Source organism: Saccharopolyspora indica (assembly GCF_027853965.1).
GTDB lineage: Bacteria > Actinomycetota > Actinomycetes > Mycobacteriales > Pseudonocardiaceae > Saccharopolyspora > Saccharopolyspora indica.
Genome location: NZ_JAQGLB010000007.1, coordinates 209,788 through 222,565, shown reverse-complemented (window position 1 = coordinate 222,565; position 12,778 = coordinate 209,788). Strand labels below are relative to the sequence as shown.

Annotated in this window: 10 protein-coding genes; 3 read left to right on the top strand and 7 right to left on the bottom strand. The window is 70.1% G+C overall.

Going from position 1 to position 12,778, the window contains the following annotated elements; all coding sequences use genetic code 11:
• The first annotated feature begins 161 nt into the window (after positions 1 to 161).
• On the top strand, positions 162 to 1,646 hold the full coding sequence (locus OU416_RS18145; protein ID WP_270928166.1) for a hypothetical protein: 1,485 nt from the start codon (positions 162 to 164) through the stop codon (positions 1,644 to 1,646).
• A gap of 3 nt (positions 1,647 to 1,649) precedes the next feature.
• Here OU416_RS18145 and OU416_RS18140 read toward each other — a convergent pair whose 3' ends face one another.
• The 5 genes from OU416_RS18140 to OU416_RS18120 form a co-directional block, all read right to left on the bottom strand.
• A complete protein-coding gene (locus OU416_RS18140) occupies positions 1,650 to 2,195 on the bottom strand; it encodes a DUF4232 domain-containing protein (RefSeq protein WP_270928165.1) in 546 nt (181 codons plus the stop codon).
• A 137-nt stretch (positions 2,196 to 2,332) separates the two neighbouring features.
• Positions 2,333 to 3,589 (bottom strand): hypothetical protein, encoded by a 1,257-nt coding sequence (locus tag OU416_RS18135; protein WP_270928164.1) that lies wholly within the window; start codon positions 3,587 to 3,589, stop codon positions 2,333 to 2,335.
• 390 nt (positions 3,590 to 3,979) lie between these two features.
• The gene (locus tag OU416_RS18130; protein ID WP_270928163.1) at positions 3,980 to 4,735 is read right to left on the bottom strand and encodes a decaprenylphospho-beta-D-erythro-pentofuranosid-2-ulose 2-reductase; all 756 of its coding nucleotides are present in this window, start codon (positions 4,733 to 4,735) and stop codon (positions 3,980 to 3,982) included.
• Positions 4,732 to 6,066, bottom strand: a complete 1,335-nt coding sequence (locus OU416_RS18125; RefSeq protein ID WP_270928253.1) for an FAD-binding oxidoreductase — start codon at positions 6,064 to 6,066, stop codon at positions 4,732 to 4,734. The genes OU416_RS18130 and OU416_RS18125 overlap by 4 nt, the downstream gene beginning before the upstream one ends.
• 26 nt (positions 6,067 to 6,092) lie before the next feature.
• Positions 6,093 to 7,457, bottom strand: a complete 1,365-nt coding sequence (locus tag OU416_RS18120) for an FAD-binding oxidoreductase (RefSeq protein ID WP_270928162.1) — start codon at positions 7,455 to 7,457, stop codon at positions 6,093 to 6,095.
• Between the two features lie 199 nt (positions 7,458 to 7,656).
• Here OU416_RS18120 and OU416_RS18115 point away from each other — a divergent pair, with 199 nt between their 5' ends.
• A complete protein-coding gene (locus OU416_RS18115; RefSeq protein ID WP_270928161.1) occupies positions 7,657 to 8,100 on the top strand; it encodes a GtrA family protein in 444 nt (147 codons plus the stop codon).
• Between the two features lie 209 nt (positions 8,101 to 8,309).
• Positions 8,310 to 8,807 (top strand): LppP/LprE family lipoprotein, encoded by a 498-nt coding sequence (locus OU416_RS18110; RefSeq protein WP_270928160.1) that lies wholly within the window; start codon positions 8,310 to 8,312, stop codon positions 8,805 to 8,807.
• A 171-nt stretch (positions 8,808 to 8,978) separates the two neighbouring features.
• Here OU416_RS18110 and OU416_RS18105 read toward each other — a convergent pair whose 3' ends face one another.
• The gene (locus OU416_RS18105) at positions 8,979 to 9,245 is read right to left on the bottom strand and encodes a hypothetical protein (protein WP_270928159.1); all 267 of its coding nucleotides are present in this window, start codon (positions 9,243 to 9,245) and stop codon (positions 8,979 to 8,981) included.
• 207 nt (positions 9,246 to 9,452) lie between these two features.
• A complete protein-coding gene (locus OU416_RS18100) occupies positions 9,453 to 12,755 on the bottom strand; it encodes an arabinosyltransferase domain-containing protein (protein ID WP_270928158.1) in 3,303 nt (1,100 codons plus the stop codon).
• Positions 12,756 to 12,778 lie beyond the last annotated feature (23 nt).

Below are 12,778 nucleotides of genomic sequence, written 5' to 3'. Positions count from 1 at the left end.
GCGCCGCGGGTAATCCTGTCGAACGTGTTGCGCGAGCACCGCCGCCGCGCGCCGAATTCGTCCGGCCGACTGACGATAGGCATCACACAACGAGTTCCCCGATCGGGGCAACGAACCCGTCCGCAGCGGCGTGCACACGTCGAGCGGAGGGGAGAGCGCGAGTGCGTGTTGCAGAGGGTGCCGCATTGCGCCCGGACCACGGTTGGACCTGCGTCGACGTGGACGAGAAGCGGGGCAGGAGCGGCTGGCCGGGGTGGGCGGTGGTCGTCGGAGCGGTTGCCGCGGTGGTGTTCTGGGCGGTGCACGGTGCCCTGATCGATGACGCCTACATCACGCTGAGCTACGCCCGGAACCTGGCGTTCCACGGCCATTGGGGCCTGATCGGTGGCGAGGTGTCGAACTCCGCGACCGCGCCGCTGAACGTGCTCGTCCTCGCCGCGTTCACGGCGGTGCTGAGGCAGCCCGTCGTCGCCCTGGGCGCGGTGTTCGTCCTGGCCAACATCGCGCTGGCACTGCTGCTGCGCGCCGCCGCCCGCAGTTCGGGACTGCCCGGCTGGGCGGGGCCGCTGGGCGCGCTGCTGGTCGCGGGCAATCCGCTGGTGCTCTCGTCGGTCGGTTTGGAGATGACGCTGGCCGCGGCGCTGCTCGGCCTGTTGCTGCTGGCATCGGTGCAGGTCAGGCCGGTCCTGTTCGGAGTGGCGGCCGGGCTGCTCGCGCTGACCAGGCTGGATCTGGCGGTCTTCGTGCTGGTGGTGCTGATCGGCAGGCCGGCGCTGTGGCGCGGCTGGTGGCGCTGGCTGCTGAGCGCCGCCGCGATCGCCCTGCCCTGGTTCACCTTCAGCTGGTTCCACTTCGGCTCCGCGGTGCCGGACACGCTGGTCATCAAGCAGCTGCAGAAGTCCTGGGGCGACTGGGACTTCAGCAACGGGCTCTGGCTCTACCACGAGGCTTTCCCGACGGCGGTGGTGATTTCGCTGATCCCGCCGCTGCTCGGCCTGGCCGGTCTGCTGGTGGTGTGCGCGCTGCGCCCGTTGCGCCGCGCGGTGCGGTTGTGGCCGTGGGCGCTGCTCGGCATCGGCGGGGTCGCGCACTACTACGTCTACACGCTGCTGGGGGTTCCGCCTTACCACTGGTACTACGCGCCGAGCATGATCGGCCTCACCCTGCTGCTGGCCGGTGTTCTCGGGGCGATCCGGCGGGAGCTCGCACTGCTGCTGGGCTGCGCTCTGCTCGTCGCGCAGGCGTGGTTCGCGGCCGCGCACGGGACGCCGTGGCGCGAGGCGGCGATCGCGACGAACTGGGCGAGCGCCGAGGATTACGCCCGCGTCGGCACCGAAGTCGGCCGCCTGGTGGGCGAGGGCACGGTCACCAGCCCGGGCGAGATCGGTGCCCTCGCGTACTTCTGCGACTGCGCGGTGGTGGACGGCCTCTCCGATCGCGGCTACCTCCCGGACCAGCTGGCCCGGCGCCTGGCGACGGCGAGCCCACCGGTCCGCGCGCTGCTGGAGCTCAACTACCGCAACTTCACCCCGGAGCCCCCGCGCCCGATCACCCACACCCTCCGCCGCGAGCCGGGCCCGGCCGGGGCCTGGACCATCACCTCGACCTGGGCGGGCGAGGCCCACCTCGTCCTCGAACCCCGGTGACGGTCACACCTCCTGCCAGCCGTGCACGGTGACCTCGGTGCTGCACAGGTCGAACACCCATGGCTTGTCGTTGAGCAGCGGGTCCACCGACTTCGGCTGGTCCTCCGGGCGGACCGAGAGGTGCATCGCCCAGACGCGGGCCACGCACTCGGGGCCCATGTCGTCCCAGTCGAGCTCCGCGGCCGCGGACTCGCCGGGCGCCAGGGTGATCGGGCCGCTGCCGGGGTTGCCCTGCACGTACCTGGCGTCCTCGACGGGGAGGCCGTCCCGGTTCCTGAAGTCGATGGTCGGGTAGGGCTCCTCCAGCACGCAGGGCTCGCTGCCGGTGTTGGCGACCGAGACGTGGCCTGCCACCTTGCCGGTGGTGGCGAGCACGAACGTCGGCTCCAGCTGCTCCGTCGTGCACGAGTCGGAACCGTCGGCGGCGACCAGGTTCGCCGCACCGGTCTTGCCGTCCTCAGTGGACGCCGACATGTTCCCGCAGGCGCTGAGCGAAACGACGCAGACCGTCGCCGCGAGCAGGCTCTTCCCGATGGTGTGCACGCGCATTTTCCGTTGCTCCCCTGAACAAGTGCTGCCAACGCTCTTCTGCTCAAGAGACGCGCGGCGCGGGGCGCAGTTGCGTCCCGGGTCGCGCGAATTCGCGAGTGGCGATGGCCCGGCCACCGCCACTCGCGATCAGCGGATCACTGGTTCGGGCGGTCGACGACCTCGCCGGTGTCGCGGTGCCACTCGATGACGCCGTGCTCGAAGTCGCTGGCCCGGCCGGGCTCGACGTCGTGCTCGCCGCTCACCGGGTAGCCCAGGTAGGAGCGCTCCCAGCCGAGCTGCGCCCAGCGGGCACGGATCCCGCCGTACACCTCGTGCGCGCCGGTCTGCGGCGTCCAGTAGATCGACGCCCCGCCGGTGCCGGTGAAGTGGTTGTACCGGCCCCGCCCGTCCGGCGTGCCGAGCTCGTCGGAGGTCGGGTAGCCGAGCACGCCGCCCGGCCCGCTCAGCTCGACGTAGCGCTGGGCGATGACGCCCTGCACCGAGTGCGCGCCGGTCTCCGGGCTCCACGCGATGCCCGCCGGGAACGCGCCGTCACCGTTGAACCGGTTGTAGCGGCCGACGCCGTCCGGCGCGGTCAACTCGTCGCTCACCGGGTAGCCCAACGGCCCGGCCTCCCAACCGCTCTCGGCCCACTTCTCCCGGATCGCGCCCTGCACCGCGTTCGCCCCGTTCGGCTGCGTCCAGTAGATCGAGGCGTCCTGGTGGGTGGAATCCGGCATCACGAAGTGGTTGTAGGCGCCGAACGCGTCCGGGGTCAGCCGGGTGTCGGTCGCCGGGAAGCCGAAGTGGGCGTCCTCGCCCAGCGCGCGGAAGTGCTCCAGGATCGGCCCGACGACGCGGTGCGCGCCGGTGCGGGTGGAGAAGTAGATCGCCGAGTGCACCGCGCCGTCGCGGGAGCGGAAGTCGCTGTAGCGGCCCCCGCCGCTGCTGGCCAGCTCGTCGGTGATCGGAACCCCGACCTCGTCGTGCCCGCCCAGCTCCAGGAACCGCTGGTGGATCAGGCCGCGGACGACGGTGACGTCGGTGTCCGGCGTCCAGTAGAAGCGGGCGTGGGTGAACTCCTGCCAGCGCAGGCCCGCGTCGACCACCACCTCGTCGCCGACGGGCTCGCCGACCTCCGCGCGCTCCTGCTCGGACATCGACTCGTAGCGCTGCTGGATCGCGCCGTCGCCCGGGTCCGGTTCGGCGGTAATCGACGTGCCCGGCACCGACGTCGAGGTGTCCGGTGCGGTGGTCGGCGCTGGTGCCGAGGTGTCCGGTGCCGTGGTCGGAACGGATGTCGACGAGTCCGGCGCCGTGGTCGGCTCGTCCTGCGCCGCGGCGGGTGCGGTCACGGCCAGGGCGAGTGCTGCTGCCGCGGCGGTGGACGCCGCGATTCTTCTTGCGGTCACGCGAAACCCCTTTTCGCTCGGTCAACCATTGATCGCGCGGCGGCGCGTTCCGGTTGCCCGGGATTTCGGGGTTTTCACGCGTGTTCGGCGGTTCGAGCGCACCGGGACACCGGCGACGCTCCGTGGGCCCCCCGGACAACAGGGCAGGTGGAGGGCCCACGGATACGGCTACCCGGTGAACCCCACTTCTCCAGGCATCCGCCTTCCCCCAGCGCGCAGCGCGTCGGGAAGCAATCGGGGCGGCGCAACAGCGCCGTCACAAAGGTGATCGCATCCGGATCGCGGAACGTTGCCCGAAAGACCAAAACGTTATGGACGGACATTCCGTACACCCGGAAAGACGAACGGGGCCGCCGGGACGGACCTCGGCGACCCCGTTCGCGGGAACGATCAGAACGGCAGGCGGCGGAAGATGACGCGCGGCACGTGCCGCAGGACCGTCATCACCCAGCGCATCTGGGCCGGGGCCCAGACCTGCTCCTTGCCCTTGCGGACCGCGTCGACGATCACGTCGGCGACCTGCTCCGGCTGCTGGGCCATCGGCGCGGGCTTGATGCCCTCGGTCAGCTTGGTGTGCACGTAGTTCGGGCGCACCACGGTGACCTTCACGCCGGAGCCGTCCAGCGCGTAGGTCAGGCCGCTGAAGAAGGTGTCCAGACCGGCCTTCGACGAGCCGTAGACGAAGTTCGAGCGGCGAGCGCGCTCGGCGGCCGGCGAGGACATCACGACCAGGTGGCCGTGGCCCTGCTTGCGCAGCTTCTCGGCCAGCCGGACGCCCAGCGTCATCGGCGCCACGTAGTTGACCTCGGCCATCTCGCGGGCGGTCTCGACGTCGGTCCAGCCCTGCTCGTTGTCGCCCTGGACGCCGAACGCCACCAGCGTGATGTCGATGTCGCCCTCGGCGAAGGCCTTGTCGATGACCTCGGCGTGCGTGTCGATCTTGCGCGCCTCGAACGGCACGGTCACCACGGTGCTGCCGGTCTTGCGCAGCCGCTCGGCGGCGGCGTCCAGGCGCTCCGACTCGCGGGCGGCCAGCACGATCCGCAGCGGCCGCTGCGCGGCGTACTTCTCGGCCGTCGCCAGCGCGATGTCGGACGTGCCGCCGAGCAGCAGCAGGGACTGCGGGTTTCCAACGGCGTCGATCACAGCTCAAGCCTCCGGCTCATGTCTGAAGCGAAAATGCCTTCGGGGTCAACGGTCTGGCGGATCTTCCGGAACTCCTCCACCCGCGGGTACATCGTGTGGAAGGTCTCCGCGGTGGTCCGGGAGTCCTTCGCGGTGTACAGCCGGCCGCCGAGCGCGAGGATGTCCTCGTCGAGCCCGGTGCAGAACCGGCCCAGCCCGTTGACGATCGGGAAGTCCAGGCACACCAGCCAACCCGGGTGCGGGTAGGACAGCGGTGCCCGGTTGCCCTCGCCCATCTTCTTGATGACGTTGAGGAACGAGACGTGCCCGGAGTGCGCGACCTTGCGGGTGATCCGCTTGAGGTCCTCCTCCTTGCCGTAGGGCACGGAGAACTGGTACTGCGCGAAGCCCTGCGAACCGTAGGCCCGGTTCCACTCGCCGATCAGGTCGAGCATGTGGTAGAAGGCGCTGATGTTCTGGACCAGGCCGCGCCCGCGCTTCGGGGTCTTCCGGTAGTACAGCTCGCCGATCGCGCTGAACGTGAGCTTGTTGCCCAGTCGCGGCGGGAAGACGTTCGGCAGCGTCAGCAGCTGCGGCGCGTCGAACTTCAGCGGGTTCGCGCGCAGCTTCGGCGGCAGCTGGTCGACCGTGGCCAGCGAGCCGCGGCCGAACGCCGCGCGACCCATCTTCGAACCCGTCGAGATCGAGTCGAACCACGCCGACGAGTAGGTGTACTTGTCGTCCGAACCGTCGCTGAACAGCTCGATCGTCTCGTCGAGGTTGGCCGTCCGGTCCACGTCGGCGAAGAAGTAGGCGGTTTCGGTCCGGGTCATCTTGACCTTCGCCCGGAGGATGATGCCGGTGAGGCCGATGCCCGCGACGGTCGCCCAGAACAGCTCCGACTCGGGGCCTTCCGGCGTCAGCGTGCGGATCTCGCCGTCCGCGGTGACGAGATCCATCGACACCACGTGGTTGCCGAAGCTGCCCGCGCTGTGGTGATTCTTGCCGTGGATGTCGTTGGCGATCGCGCCGCCGATGGTCACCTGGCGGGTGCCCGGCAGCACCGGAACCCACAGGCCGTAGGGCAGCGCGGCCTTCATCAGCTGGTCCAGGCTGACACCGGCGTCGACGTCGACGATCGCGGTGTCCGGGTCGATCTCGTGGATCCGGTTCAGCCGCGTCATGTCGATGACGGTGCCGCCGGCGTTCTGCGCGACGTCGCCGTAGCTGCGGCCCAGACCGCGGGCGATGACGCCGCGCTCGTCGGCCGTGCGGACCGCCTCCGCGATCGCGTCGAGGTCCGTGGTGCTGAGCACGCGCGCCCGCGAGGGAGCGGTGCGGGCCCAGCCCATCAGTTCCTTGGTCTCCAGTGCTGCGGTCACAGGTCAAGCCTCCGGGACAGGTCGGAGTGGAAGACGCCCTCCGGGTCGACGGCGGCGCGGATCTTGCGCCACTCGCCGATGCGCGGGTACATCCGCTCGATCATCTCCGCCGTGGTGCGGGACTCCTTGGCCAGGTACAGGCGGCCGCCTGCCTCCAGGACCATCTCGTCCAGCTCCGTGCACAGCCGGTCCAGGCCCGGTGTGATGGGGATGTCGACGGTGAGCGTCCAGCCCTTGCGGGGGAACGACATCGGCGCCCGGTTGCCCTCGCCGAACGTCTTGAGCACGTTCAGGAAGGACACGTGGCCCGATGCGCTGATCTTGTCGATGGAGCGGCGGAACATCGCCTCCTGGCCGAACGGCACCATGAACTGGTACTGCAGGAAGCCGTTCGGGCCGTACACCCGGTTCCACTCGCCGACCAGGTCGAGCGGGTGGAAGAACTGGGTGATGTTCTGCACGAGGCCGAACCTGGTCGGCGCCTTGCGGTACCAGACCTCGTTGAACGCGGTGATGGTGAGCTTGTTGACCAGCCCGTTCGGGAAGATCGGCGGTGCGGTCATCAGCTGCGGCGCGGTGAACTTCAGCGGATCCTTGCGCAGCTTCTTCGGCAGGTCCTCGATCCTGGCCGAGTTGCCGCGGGTCAGCAGCGCGCGGCCCAGCTTGTCGCCGCGGGCCAGCGAGTCGAACCACGCCACCGAGTAGACGTAGTTGTCGTCCGAGCCGTCGGTGAAGTGCTCGATCAGCTCGTCCAGGTTCTTGGTCTGCACGTTGTCGACCAGGAAGTAGGCGGTCTCGACGCGCTTGAGCTTGATCGTCGCCTTGAGGATGATGCCGGTCAGGCCCATCCCGCCGACGGTGGCCCAGAACAGCTCGGCGCCCTCGCCGTCCGGGGTCAGCGTGCGGACCTCGCCGTCGGCGGTGAGCAGGTCAAGCGCCAGCACGTGGCTGCCGAACGAGCCCTGCGAGTGGTGGTTCTTGCCGTGGATGTCGGAACCGATCGCGCCGCCGACGGTGACCTGGCGGGTGCCGGGCAGCACCGGGACCCACAGCCCGTGCGGCAGCAGCCGGCGCATCAGCGTGTCGAGCGACACACCGGCGTCCACGACCACCGTCGCGTCGTCCACGTCGATCAGGTGCACCCGGTCCAGGGCGGTCATGTCGATGACGGTGCCGCCCGCGTTCTGCGACGGGTCGCCGTAGCTGCGGCCCAGGCCGCGGGCGATGACACCGCGCGGACCTGCCTCGCGGACGGCTTTCGAGATCGCCTCGACGTCCGGGGTGCTGACGACGCGGGCCCTGGTGGGCGCGGTGCGCCCCCAGCCGGTCAGCGTCTGAAGCTCGTCCTTTACCGATCCCACCCAGCCGAGTCTATCCGCGCAGCGGTGACCGACAGCCGCGGGTGCGCGCGGTCGGAGGCGGTGTGCGATGCGTCATCGCTACACTCGCCCGGGACGTGTGCGCCAGTTCGAGCCCCGCGTCTTCGGCGCCCAGCCGGGTGCTCCGGAGCGACGAAGCCCTGGACGCCGAACGACCTGTCGTCGATCCCGAGGTGAACCAGTGGCCGTGGCCGAAGCCCAGACGGACCAGGCGGAGCCCAAGCGCCTAGGCGTTGTGAACCAGCTTATCCGATTCGTCCTGATCGGTGGCGGCTGCGCCGTCATCGACTTCGGCACCTACTCGCTCATGCTGGGCGTGCTCGGCTGGCCGGTGTGGCTGTCCAGGGGGATCAGCTTCATCCTCGGCACCTCCGCCTCCTACCTGATCAACCGGAAGCTCACCTTCCAAGGCGCGAACACCGGGAACACCAAGGCCAAGGCCGGTGGGTTCGCGCTCGTCTACATCGTGACGTTCTTCGTGAACTGGGGAACGAACCAGCTGCTGGTGATGATGACGGGCGCGGAAGGAACGCCGTGGCTGGTCACGCTGTGCTGGATCGTCGGCCAGGGCCTCGGCACCCTGATCAACTTCGTGATGCTCAAGTGGGTCGTCTTCCGCGACTGAGCACGCCGCGCTCGGCACCGATGTGAAGGCCGAGCCATGAGCTCCGTTTCCGCTGGTAAAAGCCCGTGAGTGGTTTGGGGTGCTATAGCCCCACAAACCACTCACGGGGGCTGAACAGGGGAAACGGAGCTCTTCGCGTTCTGCCGGAGCGGGGAACGGAACGCCGGCTCGGCACGTCCCACCGGGGAGCTCGGACTTCGGAGGATCTGGTGCGTCGTACTGCGGGGCTGCTGTCCCTTCTCGCCGTTCTGCTCGTCGGCTGCGGTCAGGCCGCTGAGCCCGAGCAGGCCGCTCCGCCGCCTCCGCCGCCCGCGACCAGCCAGCCCGTCGTCGAGAGCTTCGACCTCGCCGCCGCGCTGGCCGAGATCGAGGCGGCCGGGTTCACCCCGACGCCGCCGGAAGGCGAGCTGGCCGGGCCGGTCCGGGTGATCCAGGCGATGTGCACCGGCAGCGCGAACGGCCGCTGCCAGGCCCTGTTCTTCTTCGACGGGCAGCGGCTGGCGCAGCAGACGGGCGCCTTCGGGATGGTGCGCATCCTCTCCCAGGACGGCACCGCGGTCCGGGTCGAGTTCCCGGTGTACAACGCCGACGACCCGGGCTGCTGCCCGAGCGGCACGCCGACGCAGCACACGATCCGCCTGGTCGGCGACCAGCTCCAGGCCGACCCTCCCATCTCCACCAACCCGAACCGCCCCGGCGACAGCTGAGCCCCAGCCGCAGGGCCAGCGGTCAATTTCGTACGAAATTGACCGTCACCCGGGTGAACGTCAATTTCGTACGAAATTGACGGCCCGTGCGCGGCGGAGTCGTCTCCCGGCGTGCCTGCGGAACGCCGAGCTCGCGCGAAATCGCTCGACGACCGGGACGGTCCGGCGGGCTCAGTTGCGGAAGCCGGTGCCCCGGGCCGGGGCGCCGTAGGCGTTGGCGTCGGAGCGCGTCGTCTCCACGTGCGCCGTGGCCACGTGCGCGAAGTTCACCGCGAAGCTGCCGCCGTCGGCGGTGGTGAGCGCCTTGGTCTCGCCGTTGGCCATCAGGTCGGCGAGCACGTCGCGCAGGGTGTCCGCCTCGGACTGGTCGAGCGCGATGTGCAGTGGCTGGCCGACGCCCGCGAGGTGCAGCACCAGGCCAGGTCGCATGTCGGGCATGGGAACCCTCCGATCGCAGCGGCCCCCGGCGGTCGAGGACCCGGATTCCAGGGCACCACGCCCGGCCCGGCCGGAACACCCGGTTTCACCCTCGGCAGAGCCCGAAACCCCGCTCACCAGCGCATTTCGCCCAAGGCGTACCACCAGCGGCTCGCCGAGAACGCAATTTCAATTGAAATCGCACACCGAGGGGACGGATCCGCTCCGTCACTGCTCGGGTTCCGGTTCCTCCGGGACCTCGAAGGCCTTGACGTCGTTGCGGTCGTCGCTGCTCGGGACGTCGCCCGGCAGGTGGACCGTCTTCGACAGCGGGCCCGGCGTCCAGGTGCCCCAGTGCGTTTCGCGGTGCACCTGCATCGCCGCCTGCGCGGGCAGCGCGTCCGGCTCGTACGGGTCGACCGCGTACAGCGAGCCCCAGTCCCGGTGGATGTTGTTCTTCAGGTACGTCGGCAGCTCGCGCATGCTGGTCGCCACGTTGAGCCAGCCGAACGGCCCGCCCGCGTCCGGCGACGACCAGCCCTGGCCGACCTCGCGCACCTCGGCGCCCGCCGCCACCCGGAACTTCGGGATCTCCGCCACGCCGTTGTGCACGCCCGGCAGCTGCAGGCACGGGTGCACCAGCGCCGCCGTCCACTCCACGAACGTCGGCTGGTCGCCGACGAAGTCGGTCATGTTCACCAGCTGCGGCGCGCGCGGGGCGCTGATCGCGATCCAGCCGTTCGGGCCCACCGAGTTGTCCGTGGCCACCACGCGCATCTTGGTGGCGCCCTCGGACAGGCCGCCGACGGTGTACCGGAAGTCCCGCCAGCCCGGGCCGCCCGGCTGCACCACGTACTTGCGCGCGGTGATCAGGAAGCCCTCCGGCGTGTCGTGGCCGAACTCCAGCGAGATCGAGTTCGCGCCGAACTCGTTGCCCGCCAGCGAGATCACCACCGGCACCTCACCGGTCCGGGCCCGCTCCGGCAGGTCGTACCACTGGGTGCGCAGCTCGCCGGTGCCGGTTCCGGCCTGGTCGTAGCTGCCCCACACCGGTGCCCGGTCGTTGCCGAACTGGTGCGGCGGCTTCCAGTCGGGTTCCTGCGGGTCGGTGCCGTCGCCCGCGGGCAGGCCGGGCCGGTTGAAGCCGACCATCTTGGCCCGCATGAACTCGTTGATGTCCTCCTTGCCCTCCAGCCGCTTCGGCGGGATCGGGATGCGCACGTCCTGCGACGGCGCGCCGGTGCTCGGCTGTTCGGGCGAGACCCGCAGCATGCCGGACTGCGGGTTGGTCTCGACGTAGACGTAGTCCGACAACCCGCAGCTCGATCCGACGATCTGCTTCACGTTGTCGGCACCCATGCTGTAGCTGCCCCACTGCTTCTGGATGACCTTGCCGAAGTTGGCCAGCTCGAACAGCACCAGCAGCGCGCACACGATCGACAGCGGCGCGGTGCCCAGCCGCAGCGCGCGGCTGCGCTTCTCCTCGCGCCCGAAGCGCTCGTCGACGACCTTGGGGTTGTTCTCGTCGATGCGCAGGTGCTCGATGAACGCCACGATCAGCGCGATGGCCGCGACGACCAGGAAGATCGTGCTCAGCTTGTAGCCGGCGATCTGCGGCGGCATGTTGAACCAGGGCACGCCCCAGCCCGAGACGTACCACCACGCGTTGGGGCCGGTGGCGGCGAACGCCAGGATCGCCATCAGCATCGCGACGAACACCGCGCGGTTGCGCTTGGAGCGCAGCACCGTGCTGCTGGTGGCCAGCGCGGTCAGCGCGGCCAGCGCACCGCCGAAGGCGGCGAAGATGCCGAAGTGGTGCGACCACTTGGTGGGCGTCAGCACCAGCACGCCGAAGGACATCGCGGTGATCGCCAGCAGCCGTCGGCTCGGGCCGAGCGCGGCGCCCCGGATCCGGCTGCGGCGCAGCAGCACCACGGCGCAGGTCACCAGGCACAGGATCACCAGCAGCACCGGGAAGCGGCGCGTCATGGAGCCGTCCGGCGTCGAGCTGAACAGCAGGTTGTAGCGGCTGAGCTCCTCGTACCAGCTCTGGCTCGGGCCGAGGTCGGTGCGCAGCTCGGTGGCGTCCATGACCGACTTGAACGTCTGGTCGGAGAACACCAGCGTCAGGATCACGAAGCCGGAGGCGGCGATCGGCGCCAGCACCGGCAGCCAGCCGAACTCCTGCGCCCGCTTGCGCACCAGCCGGAACAGCGGCTTCAGCGCCGCGATGAACGGCAGCACGGACACTAGGCCGTGCGGGTTCGCGCCGACCGACAGCGCGGCCACGACCAGGCCCAGCGCGGCGGGCATCAACCGTCCGGTGGCCACCGCGCGCTCGACGGCGCACAGCGCCAGCAGCGAGAACAGCACCACGACCGGCTCGGGACGCAGGCCGTTGTTGTAGGGCAGCCAGAACGCCAGGAACACCGCGGCGGCGGCCCAGCCCGCGGCGTTGGAGCGCCGCACCTGCTGGCCGAGCCTCGGGAGCACCTCGCGGCTGATCAGCAGCCAGGACACGATGCCCATCAGCAGCGCGGGCAGCCGCACCCACGGCGTCGCCGTGGAGACCTGCACCCACAGCGCGTACAGCTCGTAGAACCAGCCGAACGGCGCTTCCGGTCCGCCGAACCAGCGGTAGTAGTTGCTGACGTACCCGAAGCTCTCGCGCGCTCGCGCGATGTTCAGGATGTAGCCGTCGTCCGAGGTCATGGCGCCCATGGCCCACCAGACGACGAGCGCCCCGATCACCGAGGCGTCCCGGAACGTCGGCTTCCACCAGCCCGCCGGGGCCCACTTCGGCGGGCGTCGCCCGGCGCGCACGTCCAGCCGCCGCAGGCAGATCAGCGAGCCGATGAACGCCGCCACGGCCAGCGCCATCGCGGTGAGCTTGATGGCCGTCGCCTGGCTCTCGTAGCGGTTGTCGACGCGGGCCTCGAAGGACAGGCCGCGCACGTCGTCGATCGCGTCGTTGAGGCCGGAGTAGATGCCGGTCAGCTGCGGCCGCTGGTCGCCGTGCAGGCTGGCCAGCGACTCGGCGCCCACGGTCGCGGTGGTCTCGTAGGCGTCGGAGCGCAGGGAGATCGCGCAGTCGCCCCCTGGCAGCGGCACGGTGCCCATCTGCTGGCCCTTGTTGAGCAGCGTCAGGTGCCCGTTGTCGACCTGGAGCACCAGGCCGGTCAGGTTGCCGTAGTCCGAGGACGGCGGGTTGGTGCTCAGCAGGATGCCCGGGCCGTTGGTGCGCGCGTCGAGGCTGCGCGCCGAGGCGCACTGGACGTCGGCCTTCAGCCACAGCGGCGAATAGCTCAGCAGCGGGGCGGACACCGACTTGGTGCCTTCGGCCGTCGGCCACTTCAGCGTGGTGATGTCGTAGTTGACCGGGAGGAACGGCACCGCCAGCGCGAGCACGGTGCCGAGCAGCCCGAAGACCGACGCGAAGATCTTCAGCCGTTTCGCGGGCGGTTTCCGGTTCGTCTCGGTGCGCGCCGACGCATCGTCCGTTCGGCGGCTTTCCTCCTGGCCACTGAGCACGGGTGGAGAATAGTAGTTGCTGG